Source organism: Photorhabdus heterorhabditis, from assembly GCF_018448905.1.
GTDB lineage: Bacteria > Pseudomonadota > Gammaproteobacteria > Enterobacterales > Enterobacteriaceae > Photorhabdus > Photorhabdus heterorhabditis.
The window spans coordinates 72,739-96,601 of sequence record NZ_RCWA01000008.1; the positions used below are offsets into that span (position 1 = coordinate 72,739).

Genomic DNA, 23,863 nt, shown 5'->3' on the forward strand with positions numbered 1-23,863 from the left:
TTAACTCATCAGTTAAAACGATAACCCTAACACAGCCCTATTATCAACATCTAACGTCTTCTACTCAGTTTCATTACCAAACTCATTATTTTTAGCCTGCAACAGATCATGCTACACTGTGGCTCCTTGCAGCATAAACTAATTTCCACCATGGCAACTCCTCTCGACCTCAATCTCCTGACCACAAATATCAAACAATGGGGCCTCTCTCTTGGTTTCCAGCAAGTTGGCATTTGCGATACTAATTTATCAGTGGAAGAGCCAAAATTTCAGGAATGGCTGGATAAGCAGTATCACGGCGAGATGGCATGGATGGAGCGCCACGGTATGATGCGTACACGTCCTCATGAACTACTACCAGGGACATTGAGAGTTATCAGTGTAAGAATGAATTATCTTCCTGCCAGAGCCTCTTTTGCTAGCACGTTAAATGATCCCGAACTCGGCTATGTAAGCCGCTATGCCTTGGGAAGAGATTATCACAAACTACTACGCCAACGCCTGAAGAAATTGGGTGAACAAATTCAAGATTATTGCCATAATTTTGAATATCAGGGAATCCTTAATTTCCGGCCTTTTGTTGATTCAGCGCCGATAATGGAGCGTCCACTAGCCGCTAAAGCCGGATTAGGCTGGGTTGGCAAACACTCACTTATCCTTAATAAAGAAGCTGGCTCATGGTTTTTTCTTGGTGAGCTGCTGATTAATCTTCCCCTGCCTGTAGACGCTCCACAAGAAGAACATTGTGGCCGCTGTGTGGCCTGTATGACAACCTGCCCAACAGGTGCGATTACCGCCCCTTATATCATTGATGCCCGCCGTTGTATTTCCTATCTCTCGATTGAACTGGAAGGTGTTATTCCTGAAGAATTACGCCCACTAATGGGAAACCGCATTTATGGTTGTGATGACTGTCAGATTATCTGCCCATGGAACCGCTTTTCTCAGTTGACAGATGAAGATGATTTCAGTCCACGAGCAGCACTACATGCACCGAAGTTATTGGATTTATTTAATTGGAGTGAAGAAAAATTCCTTCGGATAACGGAAGGTTCCGCAATCCGCCGTATTGGTCATTTACGCTGGTTACGTAACATTATTGTTGCTTTAGGAAACGCGCCATATCAAGACGATATCGTTCTATCTCTACAACAGAAATTAGGATTAAACACCATGCTTGATGAACACATTCATTGGGCTATTGAACAACAAATGACTCGCCGCAAAGCTAACATTATCAATGTACAGACTTCACAACAAAAACGGCTTATTAAAGCGATAATCAAGGGCCTGCCCAGAGACGCTTAATTATTAGCCATTTATCTAATATACAAAAGAGTCAGATAATTCTCCTGTGAATAAAATAAAAACCCCTTGCTGATCAATGTGCAAAAAAAGCGCAAGTGATCAATATGTCATTTCTTAACAAAGGAGCATTCCGAAAAATTATCAATAGGTTACAGAAGAAACATCTGTTTTATAAAATTTAGAATAAGAAAAATCTAAAGGAAACAGCCTGTGGATAAGTCTGTGTGATAATTTTAAGGTGTCGTACTTAGTTATCGGGCAATGACTTTCCACTCTGTGGATAAAAAACAGGAACCTGCACCGAACGGGATAGCCCCAAAATCGAATCAAAATAAGCGAGTATTGTCATTGAGGAAGAAACTTAGGACGAGAGGCAAACCTATCAAATCCCATATAACTCATTGATTAAAAAGATATTTTTATTACTAACAAGCAACGAAAGGAGTGCATTATGTACTACCTTGGAAAATTTGGCAAGCAGAAGTTGAAAAAATCTTTTGGAATTAAGCATAATACCCTTCCCTATACTCTCTACACCAAACAACAATAAACCAAAGTTAATTCCCTCCATTGACAACCTCTTGATATCAGCCCCATAGTAAAAGGGCTGACATTTGTTGTTCAAACTATCTCAGATACACAATTAGTAACTGTAAGTGAACGATACCTGCTCCTGCCCAGCTGGGCTGTGATAATATGAAGGTGTGCCGTTTGTCACCACATGCCGGATGATGACTCTAACGCCATTGTCAAACCGATAGTTGTTGAATACATCCGTACTTCCCGCCGAATTAAGCGCAACGGGAATGCAAAGAATCTCTGTCGAAGAGTAAGGTTGAGAATAACAGAGTTCCGCTCGTTCTCCAGTTGTAGTGGGATAGGACGAAGTCCTCCAGTTAACTGATGATAACTTTTTGGTTGCGTTCAATGTCCCAGAAGGGAAATCTGTCGATAACAATGAAAACTGACTAAGAGAAGAACCGGTACCCGTTGAGAACACCATTAGAATAGGTGGATTCACAGTCTTAACAATAGTGTGTGACACAGCTAATACAGGAGATACTGCCCCCAATAATACTAGGAAAAATAGTTTTTTCATTTCTTACCCCTATTGCTCTTTATTGAAATTAAGTTAGTTACTTTCGAACAAACAACCTTCAACCGAACAACATCTACCTGAAAAAACACAAAACTTCGGCGCACCTAATTTCCACCGAGAATACTCCATACACAACTTCCCGCTTCTTAGCTTATACGTGCGCCTTCAACTAATTATCAACGAAACGATCGATTCCGGCAAAACCTGAGCCATTAGCAACAAAATGACACCACCCGCGCTCATTCGTTGACGAGCACCCTAGAAATTAAAGAGGAAGTCGGACTCGCTACACGAAATTTTTTAGTCATCAATGTGATAAATGCTTTAGTAGCTGGTGACGATTGACGTTCATCAAACACAGCTAATCCAACGCGTCGTTTCACTTTTGGATTCAGAGCTTTCTTGACATAGCGAGCTTCGATAGTCAGCGGCAGAGATGACTCAGCAACAATCGTCACCGCATCCCCACGTGCAACCGTGGCCAAGGTGCTTAACAATTGAGACGTTCGATAACGAATATTGGGTTGCAACTTTGCTGATAAAAAAAGTCTGGAAACCAGTTCAGCCGATCCCGCTTCTGTCAACACGAATGGACCGATACACAGATCCTTCAACGTCACGGCATCTTCCAATGCCAAAGGATGATCTGTCGGCAGCAACGCCACCATCTGATCTTCAAGAATCGGATAGGTATCGAATTGATCTTCCGGTAGCGTCACGAATCCCACATCTACTCGCCTATCCATAAGCCATTGCACAACTTGCCTGTCAGGTCCCTCATCAACATGAATCTCAATACCGGGATAAAGCCTGCGATAGTCAGCTAGTACCTCTGGCAACAGTCGTAGAGATGAGGTTGGACCAAACGATCCGATCCGCAACGTCCCCCACTTCATTCCTCTTACATCAGATGCTTCTTGCTGCATAGTCTCCGCCAGACCAAGAATTGCCTGGGCTTTCCGAAGCAAACTTTCCCCTATATCTGTCAGTTCAATAATTCCTTGATATCGATGAAACAGCTCTACGCCAAGCTCCTGTTCAAGGACTCTGATGGCATGGGAAACCCCAGACTGAGAGATCTTGAGCTGAGCTGCTGCTAAGGTAAAGCCCTTCCGTTCGGCAACAACAGCAAAAATTTCGAGCTGAGTTAAAGTCATTATCTCCCCCTTGAGTAATCACTCATTTCCTCATGATCATACATCTGAATAAGTATATGCAATGCGGGTATAAAGCAATAGGCAAGGCATGCTCGCCAGCACTCAACAGAGTTTCCAAACCATAATTAATTAAAAAGGGGATTTTATGAGTTACCAATGGCCTCCAGACGGAATATCTTCCATATGGCCGGAGATCAACAGAACATTCTTATCTCTCCGTGGATTTTCAGACGAACTCATTCCAATGAATGAGACTCAGAGAACCTACAAAAAACTCCTGATGGGACTTGATGCAATCACCACTTGCGAAATGAAAGAACTTTATAGATTCAAAATCATATTAGCTCAAATGGACGAGCAAGAAATCTCTCGCCCTGAGCTTTGCCTTATCCATAAAGCATTCACTGCCTGGGTGAAATTTGATTACGAGAACGCGAGATCGCTTCTGACACAGCATATTCGAGCATACCCATCGGATATTGTTGCGATCTTCTTTATTCATATGCTTGATTTTTGTACAGGAAAAACAGCCAAACTGAAACCTCTTCTGCTTTATTGTGACGAATACATTCCTAAAACTTATTACCTCTATCCATACTATCTTTCCATAAAATCCTTCGTCCTTTGTGAAGATCAATGTCTTAATGATGCCTTAAAGATTGGTATTGAATCTGTTAAATTAATGCCAAACAACATATATGGCATTCATGCTGTCGCACATGCCTTGCATGAGCTAGGTCGCTGGAAAGACCTTTGCCACTTCCTGACTGACTGCAAAGAGAATTGGATAACCAACGCAGGGATGCGAATGCATGTGTACTGGCATCTGGCTATTGCTTACGAACGATCCAATGAAATCACACTGGCGCTGCAAGCTTTTGATGAATTATATGCGCTAAAAGACAATCCATTCGCCAAACAAGACCTGGACGCCGTAGGATTCTTATGGCGGCTCAGACTCAAATCTGCTGACACCAAGTTCCAACCAATATGGGAGCACCTTGCCATCCTTTGGACAGGAAGCATCAGCGCATCCACATCTTACTTCCACAAGATCCATGCAGCATTAGCTTTTTCTGCAACAAACCAGTCTTTTCTTATCGAGAAGCTAATCGCAGAAAGTGATGGATTTGGCATCGAACCAGACACACATTCCACAGGTATAGACGTCCTTAAAGCGATCTTACTATTCACAGCTAAACACTACGAGGAGTGTCTAAACAAACTCTACCTCAGCCATGAGAAGTGGCCATTATTAGGAGGTAGCCGTGCTCAACGTGAAATATTGGACCAGACCATGGAATACGCTGCCTTAAAAGCATCTCCCATCATATAAATTTCGACACTGACAAACATGAAAAGCAATCACACATTAACGCAGTCGGTCAACAACCATTCAACCTATATCAAGCTGTCTCTTGTCGCTATTATCTGGGGCGGGACATTTGTTGCAGGTCGATATATTTCTGCCGAAACGCCCCCTTTACTCTCAGCGAGCCTGAGATTCATTCTTGCGGCCATGACACTAATCATCTTCCTTATTCTATCGGGAAAAATGTTCGTCAAGATTAATCGACATCAGCTATTGAAAATCATTGGGCTTGGCTTCTGCGGGATATACACCTACAGCCTTTTCTTCTTTTATGGTCTGCATCACACCACCGCATCCAGAGCTTCACTTATCGTAGCGCTGAATCCAGCAATAATGGCGATTTTTTCATATTTCTTTTATAAGGAAAGGCTATCGCCATTAAAAGCACTGGGAATTACGCTTTGCCTGCTTGGTGCAATGATCGTGATCCTCAGTAAAGCACCGCAATTTACTGTTGGAAAAGGGAGCAACTGGTTAGGTGACGCGTTGATCTTCGGCTGTGTTTTAAGCTGGGTTGCTTATAGTGTCTTCTGCAAGAACATCGTAAACCAAATTGGCCCACTACACACAGTGACATACTCCATTCTGGCGGGAGCAATCATGCTGACAGCAACTGCCATTTTCACCGAGCAAATGAATTTATCGGCAATACATGCATTATCCATTACCGATCTCTACAGCGTACTTTATCTTGGCGTAGTGGGTTCAGCAGTAGCCTACATCTGGTATTACGACGGAATCCAAAGAATTGGTTCCACTCGCTCTGGCGTATTCATTGCGCTTAATCCTTTCACTGCGGTATTGCTTGGCGCAGTACTATTAAATGAAGGATTAACGTTCCCAATGTGCGTCGGAGGTGCCCTCGTTATTGGCGGTATCCTGATCTGCAATAAGACATCAACCGAGAAGAAACTTATTCCACCCAAATCTAAACCTAGGATCGGCCATATAGTGAAAACAAAGAATTACAAAAAATAAGCCAGAATCTTACCCTATCGACGCTTTGGTACAGAACAAAAGCGTCGATCTTACAAAGACTGATAGCAAACCTGATTTCTGGACTTAAAAACCGTGAATGTAAGAAACTTCAACGGACATTTGCATATCAAAAATTGGAACGGAGCAATGCAATGTACAACCTCTCTCTAACAAACTCCAAAATAATAATTTTTCCTACATTACCTTATGTCAATAGACTTGTTTGTTCCACTTTTCCAGAATCGGCATTTGCTTAATTGATTAAGTCATTTTATAATCAATTAATTGACTTTTTATAGTCTATATTTAGTCTTTTTTGATATGAGGGATTCTATGCGTTATTCAGAACAGATTAAGCCCATTAGTTACCTAAAAGCCAATGCAGCTACGGTGATGACGACACTCGCTGAGTCCCGCTCACCGATGATTATTACGCAAAATGGCGAGGCAAAAGCGGTGATTCAAGATATCGCCTCTTATGAGCAGACTCAGGAAACTATAGCGTTGTTAAAGATTTTAGCTTTAGGACAACAACAAGTTAAAGCAGGTGAAGTCACACCAGTAAAGGATGTGGTTCAACGTTTAAAGAACAAGAAGAAGTTCTCCTAATGCCATATCATATAGCGCTGACTAAAAATGCCGAAGCGGATTTAGAGGATATTTACGATTACATTGTCGAAAATGACAGTTCAGAGAAAGCCGATTATGTATTGGATCAGTTGCTGAAAACAGCAGACAGTCTGGCTAACTTTCCTGAAAAAGGCAATTATCCCAAGGAGTTGCAGGAGTTAGGGATTCGTGACTTCCGCCAAACATTTTTTAAACCTTACCGGGTCATTTATCAAATCACAGATCAACAGGTGGTCATTTTTGTGATTGCCGATGGTCGACGGGATATGCAAACCCTGCTTACGCATCGGTTGCTAAGTGTATCTGCATGATTAAGGAAGGATTGGAGCGGGAAACGAGATTCGAACTCGCGACCCCGACCTTGGCAAGGTCGTGCTCTACCAACTGAGCTATTCCCGCATTACTGACTGGCTGGTGATAACTTGAGACAAGACATTAATCTCACGATATCGATTTCAGGCTTGAACTTGGAGCGGGAAACGAGACTCGAACTCGCGACCCCAACCTTGGCAAGGTTGTGCTCTACCAACTGAGCTATTCCCGCGTCACTGATGGGCTAATGACAGCCTGAAACAACATACTAACGTCTAAATTTGGAGCGGGAAACGAGATTCGAACTCGCGACCCCGACCTTGGCAAGGTCGTGCTCTACCAACTGAGCTATTCCCGCAATCTTTTTTAGTATGCCATCATACCTTATGAAATTCTTCATCGGTACGGGGAGCGCATTATACGAGAAATCCTTGCGCTCGCAAGCCCTTCAACACAAAAAAATAAACTTTTCGGTTAAATGGTGATTTAAACACCAATGCGGATTAATTAATCATCATACCGGGCTTGCATTATCATACCAGCAAAGGACAAAAATCAAACGTTCTTGTTACGATTGAATAAAATGTTCCCGATAATAAGCCAATTCAGCAACTGATTCGCGGATATCATCCAGTGCCTGATGAGTATTTTGTTTTTTAAATCCAGTCAGGATCTCTGGCTTCCAGCGACGGGCTAACTCTTTCAATGTGCTGACATCCAGATAACGGTAGTGGAAATAGGCTTCCAATTCTGGCATATAACAGAACAGGAAACGGCGGTCCTGACCAACACTATTACCACAAATGGGTGAAACACCCGCCGGAACCCATTTTTCCAGAAATTCAATCGTCGCCTTCTCGGCGCCACGCGCATCAATTTTGCTTGCTTTAACACGTTCAACTAACCCACTGCCAGTATGAGTACGCACGTTCCATTCATCCATCAGAGCAAGTTGTTCATCAGACTGATGAATCGCAATGACAGGTCCCTCAGCCAAGATATTCAAATTTGCATCAGTGACAATTGTCGCAATTTCAATAATGCGATCCCGCTCTGGATCTAAACCCGTCATTTCCAAATCTATCCAGATAAGATTGTGCTCACTTTTTGACATGTTATATCCTAGGTTAGAGAGATAATTCTCATTAATGGTGTATCATAACGCTTTTAAGAAATAGCAGCGATAAATGTGGAACAAGTGAGGTTTGGTGGCTAAACATAAACTATCCAAAGGCCAACAACGGCGGGTACAGGCAAATCATCAGCGCAGACTGAAAACACAGGATAATAAACCTGAAATGGATGACAGCCAGTTAGGTGAACCCCAAGAAGGTCTGGTCATTAGCCGTTTCGGTCAACATGCTGACGTAGAGGCAAAAAACGGTTCTATACAACGCTGTAATATCCGCAGAACTATTCGTTCACTGGTAACCGGTGATCAAGTGGTATGGCGTCCTTCACTACAAACACAAACGGATGTTAAAGTGAATGGCATTGTTGAAGCGGTTCACGAGCGTATTTCCGTACTTACACGCCCTGATTACTATGATGGCATCAAACCTATTGCCGCCAATATTGACCAAATAGTCATCGTTTCGGCAATTCTTCCTGAGCTTTCACTCAATATTATCGATCGTTACCTTGTTGCCTGTGAAACACTGGGTATCGAGCCATTGATTGTACTGAATAAAATCGATCTACTGGACGAAGAAAGCCGTGAGTGGGTCAGCGAAGTGATGTCTACATACCATAATATTGGTTACCGAGTATTACAGCTATCAAGCCATACTGGTGAAGGTATGGAAGAGTTGGTAAAAATGCTCGCTGGCAGAATCAGTATTTTTGCTGGTCAGTCCGGTGTGGGTAAATCAAGCTTACTCAATACACTCCTGCCGGAAGATGAAGAAGAAATATTGGTCAATCAGGTTTCCGATGTTTCTGGTTTGGGTCAGCACACGACGACGGCATCCCGCCTTTATCATTTTCCACATGGCGGTGATGTTATTGATTCTCCCGGTGTACGGGAATTTGGGCTATGGCATTTAACACCAGAACAAGTCACTCAAGGTTTTGTGGAATTCCGTGATTATCTGGGAAGCTGTAGATTCCGTGATTGTAAACATCGGGATGACCCAGAGTGTGCGTTACGAAAAGCGGTAGAAAATAATGAAATAGCTGAAGAGCGTTTTGAGAATTATCACCGTATTCTCGACAGCATGGACCAAATTAAACCACGCAAGACATTTACAAACAACAATAGCTAACTGACATCAAATAAAAGGGCAGGTACAATAGCACCCTTTTGTCTAATTTGCCGATAATAAAATCCAAGAGGTTGACGTGCTGGATAACATTAAAATCAGGTTGCATTATTTACTCCCTAAACAGGGAATTACTAATCTGGCAGGCTGGTTTGCAAACAAAAAGGCTGGCTGGCTCACCCAACTAGCAATCAAGGCGTTTGCCCGTGTTTATAAAGTGAATATGAATGAAGCGAAAGCGCCTGAATTTTCAGCCTATACTACATTCAATGAATTCTTTATCCGTCCGTTAAAAGATGGTATTCGCCCGATTGTCAGCGAAGAACATCAATTAGCGCAACCTGCTGATGGTATCATTAGTCAGTTAGGTAATATCCAATCAGACCAAATTCTCCAGGCCAAAGGTCACCACTATACACTTGAAGCCTTGCTAGCCGGAAATTACCAGTTAGCAGAAATATTCCGTGATGGGCAGTTTGTAACTACTTACTTATCACCTAAAGATTATCACCGTGTGCATATGCCTTGTGATGGATTGCTAAAAGAGATGATCTATGTTCCAGGTGATCTATTCTCTGTAAATCCACTGACTGCCGCCAACGTGCCAAATCTGTTCGCTCGTAATGAAAGAGTTATCTGCCTGTTTGATACTCACTTTGGACCAATGATACAGATTCTGGTTGGTGCAACCATCGTCGGCAGTATTGAGCTGACTTGGTGTGGTACAGTGACACCACCACGGGAAGGCATCATAAAACGTTGGACTTACCCTGAAGCCGGTGCAACTGGCGCGATTTCTTTCAAGAAAGGCGAAGAAATGGGGCGTTTCAAATTAGGTTCTACCGTTATTAACCTGTTTGCACCAAATCAGGTACAGTTAGCCGGGAACTTAAGCAGTGGCTCAACAACCTGTATGGGTGAACTGTTAGCCCAAGCTATCATACCTAACAAACCCACTGACAACATAAGCTAATCCCCTTCCAAGGAGAGCCCTCTATCGTGCGCCTGATTATCTTATTGCTTAGCCTGCTCATTATTGGTCCGGCTTTTGCTGCTATTCAGCTTGATGAAAACCAGCTCAAACAAGAACTGCAACAAATTGAATCCAGCAAAAATCCGCAGGATGCAGAAGTTGCTCAGGCGCTGCAAGGCGCTCTCAGTTGGATTGCCGATACTAAATCTGCTAATGACAGAATGCAAAAGTATCAGACTGCCATCGATGATTTCCCTAAAATAACTAAAGAACTTCGTCAAAAATTACTCTCTGAAAGTGATACTCCCCGTCCAATTCCTGCTAACCAACCCATCGCAAACATTGAGCAACAGATTATTCAGGTCAGTAGCCGGTTAATAGAACAAGGGGGACAATTACAGCAAGAGCAGGATAAAGGACGGGAAATCAGCGACTCTCTGGTACTATTACCACAACAACAATCAGAAGCGCGACGCCTGCTAACTGAAGCATCCTCTCGCCTGCAATCATTAGGAACACCATCCACTCCATTAGGAGAGGCTCAATTTGCCTTTGCTCAAGCCGAAGTTAATGCCCACAAAGCGACAGTCAATGAACTCGAAATAGCTCAACTTTCTGCTAATAATCGGCAGGAAATTTCCCGTATGCGGGTTGAGCTATTCAAAAAGCGGTATCATCGACTTGATCTTGAGCTTCAACAACTCCGCAGTCAACTCAATGCACAACGCCAGCAAAAAGCAGAATTAGCACTGGAACATACAGAGATGCTGGCAGAACAAAGTGATCAACTACCCAAATTTCTGCTTGATGAATTACAACTAAACCGAAATTTATCTCAGGAGCTCAATCAGCAAGCCCAACGAATGAACATCATAGGCTCAAAACAACGCCAGGCAGCCAGTGATATTATTCAGGTTCGGCAGGCATTGAGTACCATTCGAGAACAAGCACAATGGCTTGGTGGCTCCACAACGCTTGGAGAAGCACTCCGAACCCAGCTTGCCCGCTTGCCTGACATGTCTAAACCCCAACAACTTGATCGGAACATTATCAAATTCAGAGTCGATCGACTGAAATACGAAGATATGCTGGAGCGATTACAAAAAGAAGCAAAACCAGCGCTGGGAAATAACACTGCACTGACAATCGAACAAGAACGGATTTACGACTCCCTTATCCGCACCCGTAAAGAATTACTTAATTCATTATTGTCTGGTTATGACAGTGAAATTCTTGAACTGACCAAACTCAAAGTGGCGACCAACCAGTTAAATGATGCACTGACAGAAGTAAAAGAAGCCACACACCGCTACCTATTCTGGGTCGCAGATGTTAATCCAGTTTCTCTCGATTACCCTATCAGTGTTGTGCATGATCTCACCCGTTTATTATCTCTGGATACTTTCTCTCAGTTAAGCGGCGCCCTGATAGTCATGCTGACCACTCAAGATACATTGTTATATCTGCTTGGAACACTATTTCTTGTCATATTCAGTGTCAGTTCTCTCCGCCATTACCACGCATTTCTTGAACGCTCGAGTAATCGCATTGGCAAAGTAACATATGATCACTTTTCCCTCACTTTACGCACTGTGTTCTGGTCGATTATTGTTGCTCTACCTTTGCCAATGCTCTGGTCCGCGGTTGGCTACGGGTTACAAAGCGCCTGGCAATACCCTATGGCAACCGCCATTGGTTATGGTGTCAGCGCGACAACTCCCGTCTTATGGATCTTTATATTAAGTGCCACTTTTGCACATCCAAACGGATTATTCATTGCTCATTTCCGCTGGCCAGAAGAGCGGGTCAAACGGGCACTACGATTCTACCAACTCTCTATCTTTGCTATTGTGCCATTAGTGATGGCATTGATAACTTTCGAACATTACAGTGATCGAGAATTCTCCTCCACACTTGGCAGGCTCTGCTTCCTGGTATTGTGTGTATCATTAAGCCTGATTACCAATAGCCTGAAACGAGCAAAAGTCCCACTTTATCTGGATAAAAACGGTTCTGGTGAAAACGTTATCAATACAGCTCTCTGGTGGATTTTACTCTCTGCTCCGATAATCGCGGCTCTAGCTTCCATCCTAGGATATTTCAATACATCACAAGCATTGCTGGGGCGTTTGGAGACCTCTGTTGCTATCTGGTTCTTCTTACTGGTTATCTACTATATTATCCGTCGCTGGATGTTAATTCAGCGACGCAAGATCGCCTTCGAACGGGCAAAACAGCGACGGGCAGAAATTCTGGCTCAACGTGCCAAAGGAGAAGATGATTCAACGGGGTCAAGCAGCATCGAAGGCGCCATTGAAGTTGACGAACCGATTATTGATTTGGATGCAATTAGTGCTCAATCATTGGGACTGATACGTTCAATTCTAACCATGTTTGCACTGGTTTCATTGATTTGGCTCTGGTCAGAACTCCATTCAGCTTTCTCATTCCTGGAAAACATCCGTTTGTGGGATGTCACCACCACAATGAACAATATAGAAACTATCCAGCCCATCACCATGGGTTCTGTATTGATTGCCATACTGGTCATTATTATCACAGCTCAATTGGTACGTAACCTGCCCGCACTACTTGAACTGGCCTTATTGCAGCATTTGGAACTGACTCCAGGTACTGGCTTTGCCATTACCACACTGACTAAATACACCATTACCTTAATCGGGAGCTTAGTAGGTTTCTCGCTGATTGGTATTGAATGGTCAAAACTGCAATGGCTTGTTGCTGCGCTAGGGGTTGGGCTTGGTTTTGGTTTACAAGAAATCTTCGCCAATATCATCTCTGGTCTGATGATCCTATTTGAAAAACCCATCCGTATTGGTGATACCGTCACCATCCGTAACCTGACCGGAAGCATCACAAAGATCAACACCCGGGCAACAACACTCTCAGATTGGGATAGAAAAGAGATTATTGTTCCCAACAAAGCATTTATCACTGAGCAGTTTATTAACTGGTCATTGTCTGACACGATCACCCGTGTCGTACTGACAATCCCTGCACCGACAGAAAATAACAGCGAAGAAGTCACCCAAATCCTGTTAACTGCGGCTAAGCGCTGCTCTCTGATCCTTGATAACCCTGCACCTGAGGTGTATCTGGTCGACCTACAGCATGGCATTCAGATATTTGAACTCCGAATTTATGCTGCTGAAATGGGGCACCGAATGCCTGTCCGCCATGAAGTCCACCAGCTTATTCTGCAAGAGTTTCATCAACATGGTATTACTCTGCCATTCCCGCCATTTCAGGCTAGCATTGATATAATTGGTCAAAATATCCGCAGCGCTACAACCAATATGTCAGGCCGAAATCCACCACGTCAACCGGGTAGTTTGTAAAAAAATGATGAAGCACTGAACACCCGTACTTGAATCAACCCGCTCTATTTCAGGCAGAATATTACCTTTTACCGCCATCCTATGCCTGAAATAGACTTTGCGAAGCAATCAGTGTCGCCCCACAAGAGGTTTTCATTCCCTCCAGAGCATAGGTTTGCCCATTAGAGCCGACTATGCCAGGCGTTCCTTCCACAATGGTTTGATTGCCACCACATTTTGGACAGGATACCGCATCCCCAACCCGAGCCGCTTTCTTCCCTGACACATCCAAATCGCCATCACCTGTCAGCACCTTGCCACCATGCGAAGTCGAATCTCCAACCAAAATAATGGAACGTAACATATTTCACCCTCTTAACTATTAATTGAATATTAATTTCAGCTTCCGACATCTGGCTATCAAGACGTCATCACTTCTTAATTAAGATTAAGGCAAACCTCCCCCAATCAAATTCATCAAAATAAACTACACAATCAAGTTACCGGAACACCTATAAAATTTACATCACCAACTGTTTTAAACCACAATTTTCATACATTAAAACAATCAACCTTGATATTCATCAGATTGAAATATAAATTTACATTAATTGTTGATCACAAAAGAGACAAGCATAAGTATGAAAAATTTTGAAGACTTCTATCGGGAAGCACTTTCACAAATAAAGCATGATATGCAGAACGCGGCACAAGAGCATCCACACCTTGCCCCATTTACCGCCGAATCGGGTGATCCTGATATTCTCCGATTACTGGAAGGGTTCGCGCTGATGACTGCCGGAATTCAGCAGAAAATTCATGATGGTTTCCCTGAAGTGATTAATCCTCTTTTACGAAAGGTCTGGCCGATACCGCTACATCCTATTCCTTCAACCAGTGTTATTCAGTTAGATATTCAACCTGGCAGCATAACTGAAGCCACACATATTGCCAAAGGCAGTGAAATTTCCGCCATACAGCATAACCAGACCATGACGTTCAGAACCACCCAGGATGTCAGCATTGAGCCGGTCACTCTGCTTCATAAAACTCTGGCGCACAACGAAAACAAAAGCCTTATATCACTGACCTTTCAATATCATGGGCAAACCCGCAACTGGAAGACAGGAAAAATCATGCTTTTTCTGGGAGCAGATCAAAAACTGGCGTCTTTGCTGACGAAATACACCGATCAATCGCTAAATAACACGTATCTAAAAACATCCCTTGAAGAGAAAAACATGTGTCTGGCTATCGAGATCGCTCCACGTCTGAAGGAAAATCTTGTATTGCCGAGACCACATGACTATTTCTGGCCGTTACAGGCACTATACGAATACCTTTATCTCCCACATGTTAATGACTTTATGTCATTTGACTTATCAGAGGAAATCTCTCAGCTCCGTTTGGGGGATGACAAGCAATTTACCCTCATTTTAGAATTCGACAGCAACATTCCTATAGAGGATATTACCCCCGCATTTATTCCCCACTGCGTACCTGTTATCAATCTGGTGTCGGCAAGAACAAAACCGATAGTATTTGAAAAGGGCAAATCGCGTTACGTATTGCCGGCAGATGAAATCTTTAGTCTTGACAGTGTTAAACTCAAATACGAACCTGAGGCAATATCGGGCGGAACTGACCACCGGGTTCCCCTTATCGACAGTGCGCAACTGGCAACTCACCATTTCGCCGAGCCGAGTGACAGAATATTACTTTTTAACCCTATACGGGAAGCAGTGCCATTTGGTGGCAGTCAAATTAATCTCACCTTTTACGATCATCAGGCAAAACCCGTAACGGAACACGATTACCGCGACTTTTACTGCCAATATCAGCGATTTCATCAGCAAGCACGGACACTGGGCATCGGGCAAATCTGCATACCCAGTGAACAGATACCCAGCCATATTCAGGTCAGGAATATCGTGGCCGCTTCAAAAGATTTTCCTGCCATCGTAGACAGTCATCAACATTGGCCGATACTCTCCTTGCTGTCTCTCGGGCCATTTTTTTTCAGTCATATTGACATGGTCAAATCGCTGGTCAAACAACTTGATACCTTTGCCCATCTGGACGCCCCACGTAGTCGGCATATTCAGCGTATGGCCGACGGCCTCAGTCGTATCCGCACCGTTCCATACGACTATCTGGTCAAAGGTATCCCCGTGCGAGGCCAGGAAATCACGCTGCATATGACCCCCGAACATTATGAACATGAAGGAGAAATGTATGCTTTTGCCAAAACATTACACACCGCTTTCTCCCTCTGCCTGGTTGAAACCAGCTTTCACAAATTAACCGTCATCAATAACGACACCAATGAAAACTGGGAATTTTACAACATGCCTGGGCATCAGAAGCTCATGTAACTTAAGGAAACATCATGAAAACCGGACTCTGCTTTTCCTGCACTATCGGCAACCTGGCACCTAAAACGTTTGCGGTCGTTGATTTTACGTTAGATGAGGCGCTTTCATCGTTATTTACCTTATCCCTGACATTGGCGGCCCCGCGTTCAGATATTGATACGGATACACTTCTGCTCCAAACCGCACGGTTCACCGTCACTCGTAACGACATTCTACAACGTGAAGTGAAAGGGGTAATTGAAAGTGCAGTTGTTGGGACCACCAACCGGCATCAAACCCAGTATCATCTGACCATCAGACCAGAAATGTGGCTTCTGACCCTCGACCAAGACAGCCGTATCTATCACCAGACCAGCATTCCCGACATCTTGCAGCAAATCCTGCAACAAAAAAAACTCCGGGCTAATATGCATTTAAATCACGTACATTCAGTGCGGGAATACGTCACCATGAAAAGGGAATCCTCCTATGATTTCTTTACCCGCCTCGCGGCTGAAGAGGGGATTTTCTTCTGGTTCGCCGATGACGGGCTCTATGTGAGTGATAGCCACTTAAATATGAGAGCGCCTGATACGTTGATGTATAACCCGGATGTCACCAGTGCAATAGAAGAAAATGTTATCTACAAATGGTTACTTGGCTCCCACATGCGCCCCGAATCTATCGCCCAGAAAGACCGGAATTATCACAACCCCAATTATGCTTTACAGCATAACGCAACGGATTTTGCGGCAGAGAGCAACACACCCTTTCGTATTTTCGAAAGTTACGGGCGTTTTCTGAAAGATAAAGAGGGCATGCCCTTTACTCAATACAGGCTGGAAGCTTTGCGGGCTGACAGCAAATCAGGGCAAGCGGCCAGTAATTGTATTCGATTAATGCCGGGCAGAATCTTCACATTAACTCACCACCCTATTGACACCATGAATGACCGCTGGCAAGTCATCTCCTCTCAACATAGCGGGCATGTCCCTGCTGTTTTAGGTGATGGCGGAACCGGCACTACGCTACATTCACAGACCCAATTTATTCCAGGCCGTAACGACTGGCGTCCCCTCTACCGTTATAAGCCCCTGGCTGATGGAGATGAAGTTGCCACCGTTGTCGGCCCCGACACAGAAGAAATCTATGTCAATAAAGATGGCGCGGTTCGTGTTCACTTCCACTGGAACCGGTATGATGCCCCCAACGATCAAGCGTCTTGCTGGGTTCGGGTGGCACAAGGTTGGAATGGTAACGGATTTGGCTTTCTGGCGACACCGCGAGTCGGTCAGGAAGTGATTATTTCCTACCTCAACGGGGATATTGACCGTCCGATTATTACCGGATGCACGTACAACGGCCTTAACCGCCCACCGCTGAATTTACCGGCGGAAAAAACCCGTACTACGTTTAGAACCAAAACACATAAAGGTCATGGTTTTAACGAATTGCGTTTTGAGGACGAGAAAGGAAGCGAAGAAGTGTTTATTCATGCTCAGCAGGATATGAATACGCAGGTTCTGAATGATGAAACCCGTAATATCGGGAATAACCAGACACATCATATCAAACATGATGCCCATTTACGCATTGATAATGAGTACCGCGTACAGGCGGGCAATGATATTTCCCTATCTACGGGGCAAAAACTCCATATTAAGGCAGATGACGCCCTGTTAACTCAAAGCGGCAATGAAATTCACCTGAGTTCCGGCGCTAAAGTCGTGATTGATGCCAGCAGTGAACTGACCCTACAGGCCGCTGGGCACTTCCTTAAAATCGATGCGGGCGGTATTACCAGCAGTGCGGGCATTAACTTTGGCAGTGGATCACCCGGCAGCGGCTCAGGTTGGGGTGGCAAACTGCCGGATAGGCTAGATAAGCTGAAACAAGCGAGTGTCGTACAGGCAGAAAAAGCCTTGACGGCACCGTTGAAAGAAATTTGTCTGACCTGTCTGATAAAAGCAGAGCTGAATGGCACGGCAATGGTTATCAGGGGGCAATCATGACACCGGAATTACAGAAAAAATGGAGTGAATACAGAGAAATACATCCCGAAATGAAATGGTATGCCTTAGTCAGTGGCCTACAATATGAACGTCATTTTGCTGAGGAGATTAAGTATATCGCCGACACGAATAATCCCCTGTTCCGGCAATACCCGGATGCCAAAATTGCATTCGCGGGACCATGGTTGTTTGATATGGCTTATGCGAAATCATGGGAAGAAAAGTTATCTACGCTGGAAAAGGTTGCACCTTCGGTGTCCTGGCTACACACCACGCTGTCTTTGGACAAACTGACTCGTCACCTTGAAAACTACCTGAATGTTGAGCTGGAAATGGGAGAAACAGCATTGCTGCGTTTTTACGATCCCCGCATTTTGCATCAAATTCGGGATATTTTCAGCCCAGAGCAATTGGCGGCATTCACTGACGGTATTCATGAGTGGGTGTATTCATTTGATAATAATGATTATTTTGTAAAAGGAGCCTGACGATGATAAAACTCAGCAAGGAGCAGGTCGCTAAATTTATTGATGCGGAAGATGAGGCTTATGTGACCCAGATCCGACAACGTATTCTGGCTGAGCATAGTGAATCAGTCGAAAATGAAAGTGAACACAGCCTGCACAAGCGGTTAAAGAAAACTTATCTGGATTTGATTGTGATGAGGTTTAAAGATGAAGCTTTGATCCGCTCTTATTTATACTTCGTTGCATTTAACCGTGATTTTCACGGCTCATCAGAAATCCAGAACATGTTAAACGCGGGAGATAGCCCGGAACAACAATACCGTGATTATTTGCAGGTCATGGAGAATTTATTGAACAGGAGAAATTGATATGCCATTACCACTTCTTGCGCCAGCGGCTCCTGCTCTTTTAGCTGCCGCTGAATGGACTCTTGCTACCTGTGCAGCAGGATTAGTCGCCATTGGTGTGATGGAAAGCACCAAAGATAAAGAAGGTGAACAAGACAAGGCAAAAGCGGGTACACAAACAATTACGTCATCCCGTACCGAATGTGAAAAATGTCCGGCAATTGGGAAAGTGATGATGGTTTGGGAAAAGACCACATCGTATTCAGAAATAACCATTGCTTATCAAACAAAAATTGCCGGGACGATATACAACCCTGAATTAAACCTAATTGAAACCTGGTTATGCATGGATACAAGTTTTGATGGTTGGAAACCTGCAAAGTGCTTATTTCTTGAGGCTAAGGCGAATTACGATCAATTTTTTAAAAATGGGGAACCTAATGGTTTTTATCGTAAGGTAAAGTTAGGTAAGAAAAAACTGTCTGGACATGATAGCATGTTGAAGCAAGCCAGAAAACAAAACGAAGTATGTATCGCATTAAATAACATTCCAAAATCTCACTGGCATTTTCTACAACCTGTATCTTATTCATATTTTACAGAGGCTTTTGCTCCATATCTCAATATTAAAACTTTTAATACTATGATGTCTTAATAACCAGAATAACTTATAGGAGAATTGAAATATGTTCATTATACACCCAAGAATAAAATTATTTTATGATCTTAGAGAAGCCATCACACCGGAATTAGCATTAGCCGATACGTATCAGTTAATGAATCATATCAATAACCTCAGTAACAATTCAAGTGGTTGGCATTTACCTGGATATAGTGAAGAAGAAATGAGAGAAAATAACGTATTTAATGAAAATGGCATTACTGAGTATGCTTTAAAAGAATTCAGGGGGATTTATGAGGATGACGGAAGATCTATTATAGTGTCACTATTTGATAACCCTATAATTGATAATTATGAAAGTGTAAAATTAGAAAATAATATTACATATATTGGTCAGGATGATATTCATTCCAATCCTAATAGATTGGGGAAAACTAATATATCTATTGACCTTGCACTTGAAAAAGAAAAATTCAACCTTAAAAACTTTATCGGCTTTATTAAACATTTGGTTTCTCATAGATATTCTCCATTTATTATGACAGATACTAGAGGTTATAGATTAAATCAAAAACAAATTTTCCCAGACCGCCTAAGTGCTGGCTGGATGCTCTATTTACCAATAGAAATAGATCCAACTTTAGTTCCAATGGCGGAAGAAATAATACCTGTTTCTGATAAAAATGACAAAAAAGGCTCATTGATTATCACGACAAAAGATATTTTTGATATTGAAAACCAGGAGCATATCAATAAAGCCAATGATATTGAAATCTGCTTGCGGGATCTACAAATACTACCATTGATGACAGAGTTATAAATATGACAAATCGAGCCGTAATCCGATTAAACGACCTCACCGATCATGGTGGTCAAGTCATTACTGCCATTGATAATTACGTGTATCAAGGCGTGCCTGTTGCCGCTAAAGGTGATTTAGTCAGCTGCCCTAAATGCAAAGGGGTTTTCCCTATTGTAGAAGGGAGCAATGACTTAAAGCATCAGGGAAAACCTGTCGCATTAGAAGGTATGCATACGGCATGCGGCGCAAAACTGATTGTCAGTCAGAAAGATTTTCTCGCTTAATGAGACGACAATCATTTTGGCCTATTAGGACAACACTGACGCACTACGCTTGTCTTCTCCATTGTACCGGGCTAATACATGAATCCGGTAAAACGGAGAGCCGAGAAAAACACCGTGATTATTTACAGGTCATGGATAACTTATTGAACAGGAGAAATTAATATGCCATTACCACTCCTTGCGCCAACGGCTCCTGCTCTTTTAGCTGCCGCTGAATGGACTCTTGCTACCTGTGCAGCAGGATTAGTCGCCATTGGTGTGATGGAAAGCACCAAAGATAAAGAAGGTGAACAAGACAAGGCAAAAGCGGACACACAAACAATTACATCATCCCGTACTGAGTGTGAAAAATGTCCGGCTATCGGGAAAGTGATGATGGTTTGGGAAAAAACCACATCGTATTCAGAAATAACTCTTGCTTATCAAACAAAAATTGCCGGGACGATATACAACCCTGAATTAAACCTAATTGAAACCTGGTTATGCATGGACACAAATTTCGATGGTTGGAAACCTGCACAATGCTTATTTCTTGAGGCCAAAGCCAAATATGATCAATTTTTCAAAGATGGAATGCCTATAAGTTGGTGGAAAATAAGTAAAAGCGGGGATAGATCCATGACGACTCAAGTAGAAAAACAGCAAGAAGTATGCACTACATTAAATGGAATCCCAAATTCTCACTGGCATTTTATGCAACCTATAAGCTATGCCTATTATTTAGAGAAATTTTCTATTTATCCCAATATTAAAGTATTTCACACTATTTAACATCTAAGTAAAGGTGAAAAAAAATGACTACATTATCATTAAACATGAAATTATATACAGATTGGAAAGAACCATTAACTCCAACAATAGTTCTTACCGATTTATATAAAATCACACAACAAGTAGATATATTTTTTAGACTCCATAAAACTTGGTATTTACCAGGAGATACTCGTCAAGAATCTTTACAACATATTGCTTTTGATCAGCAAGGAGCAACAAAAGAAGCAATAAAAGAGTTTGAAGAAGATTATACAGAAGAAAATCCTATAGTTATTAAAGGGATTTGGGATGGTGAAGATGATGACCATTCATGTTCAATTTGTTATATGAATTATCGTCGAGATCGGTTAGGACAAACCCAAATAGATTTTCATATATCTATTGAAGAAAATGAATTTCAGCTATCACGATTAATCAACTTTATTAATTTTCTGATTTCTACTCATAATGCACCTTACATTATGGTAGAAAACAATACATATAGAATAAAAAGAAAACACGTTTTCCCAGATCGTTTAAGTGCTGGCTGGATGCTCTATTTACCAATAGAAATAGACCCGGCTTTAGTTCTAATGGCAGAAGAAATAATATCTATTTCTGATAAAAATGACAAAAAAGGTTCATTGATTATTACCACAAAAGATATCTTTGATATTGAAAACCAGAAGCATATCAATAAAGCCAATGATATTGAAATCTGCTTGCGGGATTTACAAATACTACCATTGATGACAGAGTTATAAATATGACAAATCGAGCCGTAATCCGATTAAACGACCTCACTGATCATGGTGATCAAGTCATTACTGCCATTGATAATTACGTGTATCTAGGCGTGCCTGCTGCCGCTAAAGGTGAATTAGAAGGTATGCATACGGCATGCAGAGCAAAACTGATTGTCAGTCAGAAAGATTTTCTCGCTTAATGAGACGACAATCATTTTGGCCTATTAGGACAACACTGACGCACTACGCTTGTCTTCTCCATTGTACCGGGCTAATACATTAATCCGGTAAAACGGAGAGCCGAGAAAAACACCGTGATTATTTACAGGTCATGGATAACTTGTTGAACAGGAGAAATTAATATGCCATTACCACTCCTTGCGCCAGCGGCTCCTGCTCTTTTAGCTGCCGCTGAATGGACACTGGCTGCTTGTGCAGCCGGATTAGCCGCCGTTGGTGTGATGGAAAGTACCAAAGGTAAAGAAGATGAACAAGACAAGGCAAAAGCGGACACACAAACAATTACATCATCCCGTACTGAGTGTGAAAAATGTCCGGCTATTGGGAAAGTGATGATAGTTTGGGAAAAAACCACATCGTATTCAGAAATAACTCTTGCTTATCAAACAAAAATTGCCGGGACGATATACAACCCTGAATTAAACCTAATTGAAACCTGGTTATGCATGGATACAAGTTTTGATGGTTGGAAACCTGCACAATGCTTATTTCTTGAGGCTAAAGCTAAGTATGACCAATTTTTTAAAAATGGAGAGCCTAAAAATTTCTATAAAGATGTAAAATTAAAAGGCGATATGTCTGGGCATGACAGTATGATTTATCAGGCTAAAAAACAAAATTTAGTATGTACAACTTTAAACAATGTACCGAAATCATATTGGCATTTTTTGCAACCTGTATCTTATGCATATTTCTCTAGAGCATTTACTAAGTTTAATAACATTAAAATATTTAATACTGTAATTTGATAGTTGTTTAATTATATTAATTTTGCTTTGCGTAAAAAGGTAAAGATATGACAACAATATACCCAAGAATAGAACTATTTCACGATCTAAACGAGAGCATAACACCTAAGGTGGCATTGAGTGATTTATATCCGGTGGTGCAGCAAGTAAATAAATTATCAAATAAGCAAAGTGGTTGGCATTTACCTGAGAATTCTTTGGAGGAGAGATTGCTGTACCGAGCATTTGATGAAAATGGACCTACTGAGTACGCATTAAAACATTTTGAAGCAACTTTTGATGAAAAGTTTAAACTTATTGTTAAATCTTTATCAGATGGAAATAATGAAGACAATAATAGTATTTTATATACAAGCGAAGATGAAATTCATAATAATCCTGTCCGGTTAGGGAAAACCAATATATCAATTAACATTAGTCTTAAAAAAGAAGATGTTAACTTTGAGAAGTTCATAGTATTCATTAAAAATTTAATATCTAATTGTAAATCTCCATTTGTTTTAGTAGATACAAGAGGTTACTCGTTAAAACAAAAACAAGTTTTTCCAGATAGAGCTTATGTCGGTTGGATGCTCTATTTACCAATTGAAATAGATCCGACTTTAGTTCCAATGGCAGAAGAAATAATATCTATTTCTGATAAAAATGACAAAAAAGGCTCATTGATTATCACGACAAAAGATATTTTTGATATTGAAAACCAGGAGCATATCAATAAAGCCAATGATATTGAAATCTGCTTGCGGGATCTACAAATACTACCATTGATGACAGAGTTATAAATATGACAAACAGAGCCGTAATCCGATTAAACGACCTCACCGATCATGGTGGTCAAGTCATTACTGCCATTGATAATTACGTGTATCAAGGCGTACCTGTTGCCGCGAAAGGTGATTTAGTAAACTGCCCTAAGTGCAAAGGAGTTTTCCCTATTGTGGAAGGGAGCAATGACTTAAAGCATCAGGGAAAACCTGTCGCATTAGAAGGTATGCATACAGCATGTGGTGCAAAACTGATTGCCAGCCAGAAGGATTTTCTCGCTTAATTACAGGAAAG

The 23,863-nt window shown here is 42.1% G+C and carries 25 protein-coding genes and 3 tRNA genes; 21 read left to right on the top strand and 7 right to left on the bottom strand.

Annotated elements, in window-relative coordinates; translation table 11 throughout:
- Window positions 1-150 precede the first annotated feature (150 nt).
- Window positions 151-1,308: a tRNA epoxyqueuosine(34) reductase QueG gene (gene queG / locus EAE89_RS07160; RefSeq protein WP_214085635.1), complete on the top strand. Its 1,158-nt coding sequence runs from the start codon at window positions 151-153 to the stop codon at window positions 1,306-1,308.
- A gap of 643 nt (window positions 1,309-1,951) precedes the next feature.
- Here the strand turns inward: queG and EAE89_RS07165 are convergent.
- Together EAE89_RS07165 and EAE89_RS07170 are read right to left on the bottom strand one after the other, a co-directional pair.
- Window positions 1,952-2,407, bottom strand: coding sequence for a hypothetical protein (locus tag EAE89_RS07165; protein WP_214085602.1), 456 nt, complete (start codon window positions 2,405-2,407; stop codon window positions 1,952-1,954).
- 239 nt (window positions 2,408-2,646) lie between these two features.
- Window positions 2,647-3,564 (bottom strand): LysR family transcriptional regulator, encoded by a 918-nt coding sequence (locus EAE89_RS07170; RefSeq protein ID WP_054478368.1) that lies wholly within the window; start codon window positions 3,562-3,564, stop codon window positions 2,647-2,649.
- A gap of 145 nt (window positions 3,565-3,709) precedes the next feature.
- Between EAE89_RS07170 and EAE89_RS07175 the strand changes: the two genes are divergently transcribed.
- The 4 genes from EAE89_RS07175 (at window position 3,710) to EAE89_RS07190 (ending at window position 6,855) form a co-directional block, all read left to right on the top strand.
- A complete protein-coding gene (locus EAE89_RS07175; protein ID WP_054478371.1) occupies window positions 3,710-4,900 on the top strand; it encodes a tetratricopeptide repeat protein in 1,191 nt (396 codons plus the stop codon).
- An 18-nt stretch (window positions 4,901-4,918) separates the two neighbouring features.
- Window positions 4,919-5,914: a DMT family transporter gene (locus tag EAE89_RS07180; RefSeq protein WP_214085603.1), complete on the top strand. Its 996-nt coding sequence runs from the start codon at window positions 4,919-4,921 to the stop codon at window positions 5,912-5,914.
- Window positions 5,915-6,247: 333 nt separating this feature from the next.
- The gene (locus tag EAE89_RS07185; RefSeq protein ID WP_214085604.1) at window positions 6,248-6,523 is read left to right on the top strand and encodes a type II toxin-antitoxin system Phd/YefM family antitoxin; all 276 of its coding nucleotides are present in this window, start codon (window positions 6,248-6,250) and stop codon (window positions 6,521-6,523) included.
- Window positions 6,523-6,855 carry a type II toxin-antitoxin system RelE/ParE family toxin gene (locus EAE89_RS07190; protein ID WP_054478377.1) on the top strand — a complete coding sequence of 111 codons (333 nt, stop codon included), beginning with the start codon at window positions 6,523-6,525 and terminating at the stop codon, window positions 6,853-6,855. Before EAE89_RS07185 ends, EAE89_RS07190 begins: the two co-directional genes overlap by 1 nt.
- Window positions 6,856-6,867: 12 nt before the next feature.
- Here the strand turns inward: EAE89_RS07190 and EAE89_RS07195 are convergent.
- From EAE89_RS07195 to orn, 4 genes are all read right to left on the bottom strand, one after another.
- Window positions 6,868-6,943 (bottom strand) — tRNA-Gly (locus EAE89_RS07195).
- A gap of 69 nt (window positions 6,944-7,012) precedes the next feature.
- Window positions 7,013-7,088 (bottom strand) — tRNA-Gly (locus EAE89_RS07200).
- Between the two features lie 50 nt (window positions 7,089-7,138).
- Window positions 7,139-7,214 (bottom strand) — tRNA-Gly (locus tag EAE89_RS07205).
- Window positions 7,215-7,424: 210 nt separating this feature from the next.
- Window positions 7,425-7,970, bottom strand: coding sequence for an oligoribonuclease (gene orn / locus EAE89_RS07210; protein ID WP_054478379.1), 546 nt, complete (start codon window positions 7,968-7,970; stop codon window positions 7,425-7,427).
- A gap of 94 nt (window positions 7,971-8,064) precedes the next feature.
- On the opposite strand from orn, the gene rsgA reads away from it, so the two are divergent.
- From rsgA to mscM, 3 genes are all read left to right on the top strand, one after another.
- On the top strand, window positions 8,065-9,120 hold the full coding sequence (rsgA, locus tag EAE89_RS07215; protein WP_214085605.1) for a small ribosomal subunit biogenesis GTPase RsgA: 1,056 nt from the start codon (window positions 8,065-8,067) through the stop codon (window positions 9,118-9,120).
- Between the two features lie 76 nt (window positions 9,121-9,196).
- A complete protein-coding gene (gene asd, locus EAE89_RS07220) occupies window positions 9,197-10,090 on the top strand; it encodes an archaetidylserine decarboxylase (protein ID WP_054478383.1) in 894 nt (297 codons plus the stop codon).
- A 26-nt stretch (window positions 10,091-10,116) separates the two neighbouring features.
- Entirely contained in the window at window positions 10,117-13,449 is a 3,333-nt protein-coding gene (gene mscM, locus EAE89_RS07225; protein WP_214085606.1) for a miniconductance mechanosensitive channel MscM, read from the top strand.
- A 79-nt stretch (window positions 13,450-13,528) separates the two neighbouring features.
- Here mscM and EAE89_RS07230 read toward each other — a convergent pair whose 3' ends face one another.
- Entirely contained in the window at window positions 13,529-13,792 is a 264-nt protein-coding gene (locus EAE89_RS07230) for a PAAR domain-containing protein (RefSeq protein WP_054478389.1), read from the bottom strand.
- Window positions 13,793-14,069: 277 nt separating this feature from the next.
- On the opposite strand from EAE89_RS07230, the gene EAE89_RS07235 reads away from it, so the two are divergent.
- From EAE89_RS07235 to EAE89_RS07295, 13 genes are all read left to right on the top strand, one after another.
- Window positions 14,070-15,803, top strand: coding sequence for a type VI secretion system baseplate subunit TssF (locus tag EAE89_RS07235; protein WP_054478391.1), 1,734 nt, complete (start codon window positions 14,070-14,072; stop codon window positions 15,801-15,803).
- A gap of 14 nt (window positions 15,804-15,817) precedes the next feature.
- Window positions 15,818-17,794, top strand: coding sequence for a type VI secretion system tip protein TssI/VgrG (gene tssI / locus EAE89_RS07240; protein WP_214085607.1), 1,977 nt, complete (start codon window positions 15,818-15,820; stop codon window positions 17,792-17,794).
- A complete protein-coding gene (locus EAE89_RS07245) occupies window positions 17,791-18,282 on the top strand; it encodes a DUF4123 domain-containing protein (protein WP_149617184.1) in 492 nt (163 codons plus the stop codon). The genes tssI and EAE89_RS07245 overlap by 4 nt, the downstream gene beginning before the upstream one ends.
- A gap of 2 nt (window positions 18,283-18,284) precedes the next feature.
- The gene (locus EAE89_RS07250; RefSeq protein ID WP_149617173.1) at window positions 18,285-18,629 is read left to right on the top strand and encodes a hypothetical protein; all 345 of its coding nucleotides are present in this window, start codon (window positions 18,285-18,287) and stop codon (window positions 18,627-18,629) included.
- Window position 18,630: 1 nt separating this feature from the next.
- On the top strand, window positions 18,631-19,263 hold the full coding sequence (locus EAE89_RS07255; RefSeq protein ID WP_214085608.1) for a restriction endonuclease fold toxin 5 domain-containing protein: 633 nt from the start codon (window positions 18,631-18,633) through the stop codon (window positions 19,261-19,263).
- Between the two features lie 31 nt (window positions 19,264-19,294).
- On the top strand, window positions 19,295-20,050 hold the full coding sequence (locus tag EAE89_RS07260) for an immunity 52 family protein (RefSeq protein ID WP_214085609.1): 756 nt from the start codon (window positions 19,295-19,297) through the stop codon (window positions 20,048-20,050).
- Between the two features lie 2 nt (window positions 20,051-20,052).
- The gene (locus EAE89_RS07265; protein WP_214085610.1) at window positions 20,053-20,316 is read left to right on the top strand and encodes a PAAR domain-containing protein; all 264 of its coding nucleotides are present in this window, start codon (window positions 20,053-20,055) and stop codon (window positions 20,314-20,316) included.
- A 162-nt stretch (window positions 20,317-20,478) separates the two neighbouring features.
- Window positions 20,479-21,087 (top strand): restriction endonuclease fold toxin 5 domain-containing protein, encoded by a 609-nt coding sequence (locus tag EAE89_RS07270; RefSeq protein ID WP_214085611.1) that lies wholly within the window; start codon window positions 20,479-20,481, stop codon window positions 21,085-21,087.
- Between the two features lie 23 nt (window positions 21,088-21,110).
- Window positions 21,111-21,833: an immunity 52 family protein gene (locus tag EAE89_RS07275; protein WP_214085612.1), complete on the top strand. Its 723-nt coding sequence runs from the start codon at window positions 21,111-21,113 to the stop codon at window positions 21,831-21,833.
- A gap of 2 nt (window positions 21,834-21,835) precedes the next feature.
- Entirely contained in the window at window positions 21,836-22,015 is a 180-nt protein-coding gene (locus tag EAE89_RS07280) for a PAAR domain-containing protein (RefSeq protein ID WP_214085613.1), read from the top strand.
- 162 nt (window positions 22,016-22,177) lie between these two features.
- Window positions 22,178-22,804 (top strand): restriction endonuclease fold toxin 5 domain-containing protein, encoded by a 627-nt coding sequence (locus EAE89_RS07285; protein WP_214085614.1) that lies wholly within the window; start codon window positions 22,178-22,180, stop codon window positions 22,802-22,804.
- Window positions 22,805-22,851: 47 nt separating this feature from the next.
- Window positions 22,852-23,586, top strand: coding sequence for an immunity 52 family protein (locus EAE89_RS07290; RefSeq protein WP_149617171.1), 735 nt, complete (start codon window positions 22,852-22,854; stop codon window positions 23,584-23,586).
- A gap of 2 nt (window positions 23,587-23,588) precedes the next feature.
- Window positions 23,589-23,852, top strand: a complete 264-nt coding sequence (locus tag EAE89_RS07295; protein ID WP_113041686.1) for a PAAR domain-containing protein — start codon at window positions 23,589-23,591, stop codon at window positions 23,850-23,852.
- Window positions 23,853-23,863 lie beyond the last annotated feature (11 nt).

Coding starts and splice junctions, on each gene's coding strand:
- EAE89_RS07190 (WP_054478377.1), top strand. CDS start 6,523: ATGCCATATCATATAGCGCTGACTAAAAATGCCGAAGCGGATTTAGAG.
- EAE89_RS07270 (WP_214085611.1), top strand. CDS start 20,479: ATGCCATTACCACTCCTTGCGCCAACGGCTCCTGCTCTTTTAGCTGCC.
- EAE89_RS07175 (WP_054478371.1), top strand. CDS start 3,710: ATGAGTTACCAATGGCCTCCAGACGGAATATCTTCCATATGGCCGGAG.
- EAE89_RS07165 (WP_214085602.1), bottom strand. CDS start 2,407: ATGAAAAAACTATTTTTCCTAGTATTATTGGGGGCAGTATCTCCTGTA.
- tssI (WP_214085607.1), top strand. CDS start 15,818: ATGAAAACCGGACTCTGCTTTTCCTGCACTATCGGCAACCTGGCACCT.
- EAE89_RS07230 (WP_054478389.1), bottom strand. CDS start 13,792: ATGTTACGTTCCATTATTTTGGTTGGAGATTCGACTTCGCATGGTGGC.
- EAE89_RS07255 (WP_214085608.1), top strand. CDS start 18,631: ATGCCATTACCACTTCTTGCGCCAGCGGCTCCTGCTCTTTTAGCTGCC.
- EAE89_RS07285 (WP_214085614.1), top strand. CDS start 22,178: ATGCCATTACCACTCCTTGCGCCAGCGGCTCCTGCTCTTTTAGCTGCC.
- EAE89_RS07275 (WP_214085612.1), top strand. CDS start 21,111: ATGACTACATTATCATTAAACATGAAATTATATACAGATTGGAAAGAA.
- EAE89_RS07260 (WP_214085609.1), top strand. CDS start 19,295: ATGTTCATTATACACCCAAGAATAAAATTATTTTATGATCTTAGAGAA.
- EAE89_RS07185 (WP_214085604.1), top strand. CDS start 6,248: ATGCGTTATTCAGAACAGATTAAGCCCATTAGTTACCTAAAAGCCAAT.
- EAE89_RS07250 (WP_149617173.1), top strand. CDS start 18,285: ATGATAAAACTCAGCAAGGAGCAGGTCGCTAAATTTATTGATGCGGAA.
- EAE89_RS07280 (WP_214085613.1), top strand. CDS start 21,836: ATGACAAATCGAGCCGTAATCCGATTAAACGACCTCACTGATCATGGT.
- EAE89_RS07295 (WP_113041686.1), top strand. CDS start 23,589: ATGACAAACAGAGCCGTAATCCGATTAAACGACCTCACCGATCATGGT.
- EAE89_RS07290 (WP_149617171.1), top strand. CDS start 22,852: ATGACAACAATATACCCAAGAATAGAACTATTTCACGATCTAAACGAG.
- orn (WP_054478379.1), bottom strand. CDS start 7,970: ATGTCAAAAAGTGAGCACAATCTTATCTGGATAGATTTGGAAATGACG.
- EAE89_RS07265 (WP_214085610.1), top strand. CDS start 20,053: ATGACAAATCGAGCCGTAATCCGATTAAACGACCTCACCGATCATGGT.
- EAE89_RS07245 (WP_149617184.1), top strand. CDS start 17,791: ATGACACCGGAATTACAGAAAAAATGGAGTGAATACAGAGAAATACAT.
- EAE89_RS07235 (WP_054478391.1), top strand. CDS start 14,070: ATGAAAAATTTTGAAGACTTCTATCGGGAAGCACTTTCACAAATAAAG.
- EAE89_RS07180 (WP_214085603.1), top strand. CDS start 4,919: ATGAAAAGCAATCACACATTAACGCAGTCGGTCAACAACCATTCAACC.
- queG (WP_214085635.1), top strand. CDS start 151: ATGGCAACTCCTCTCGACCTCAATCTCCTGACCACAAATATCAAACAA.
- EAE89_RS07170 (WP_054478368.1), bottom strand. CDS start 3,564: ATGACTTTAACTCAGCTCGAAATTTTTGCTGTTGTTGCCGAACGGAAG.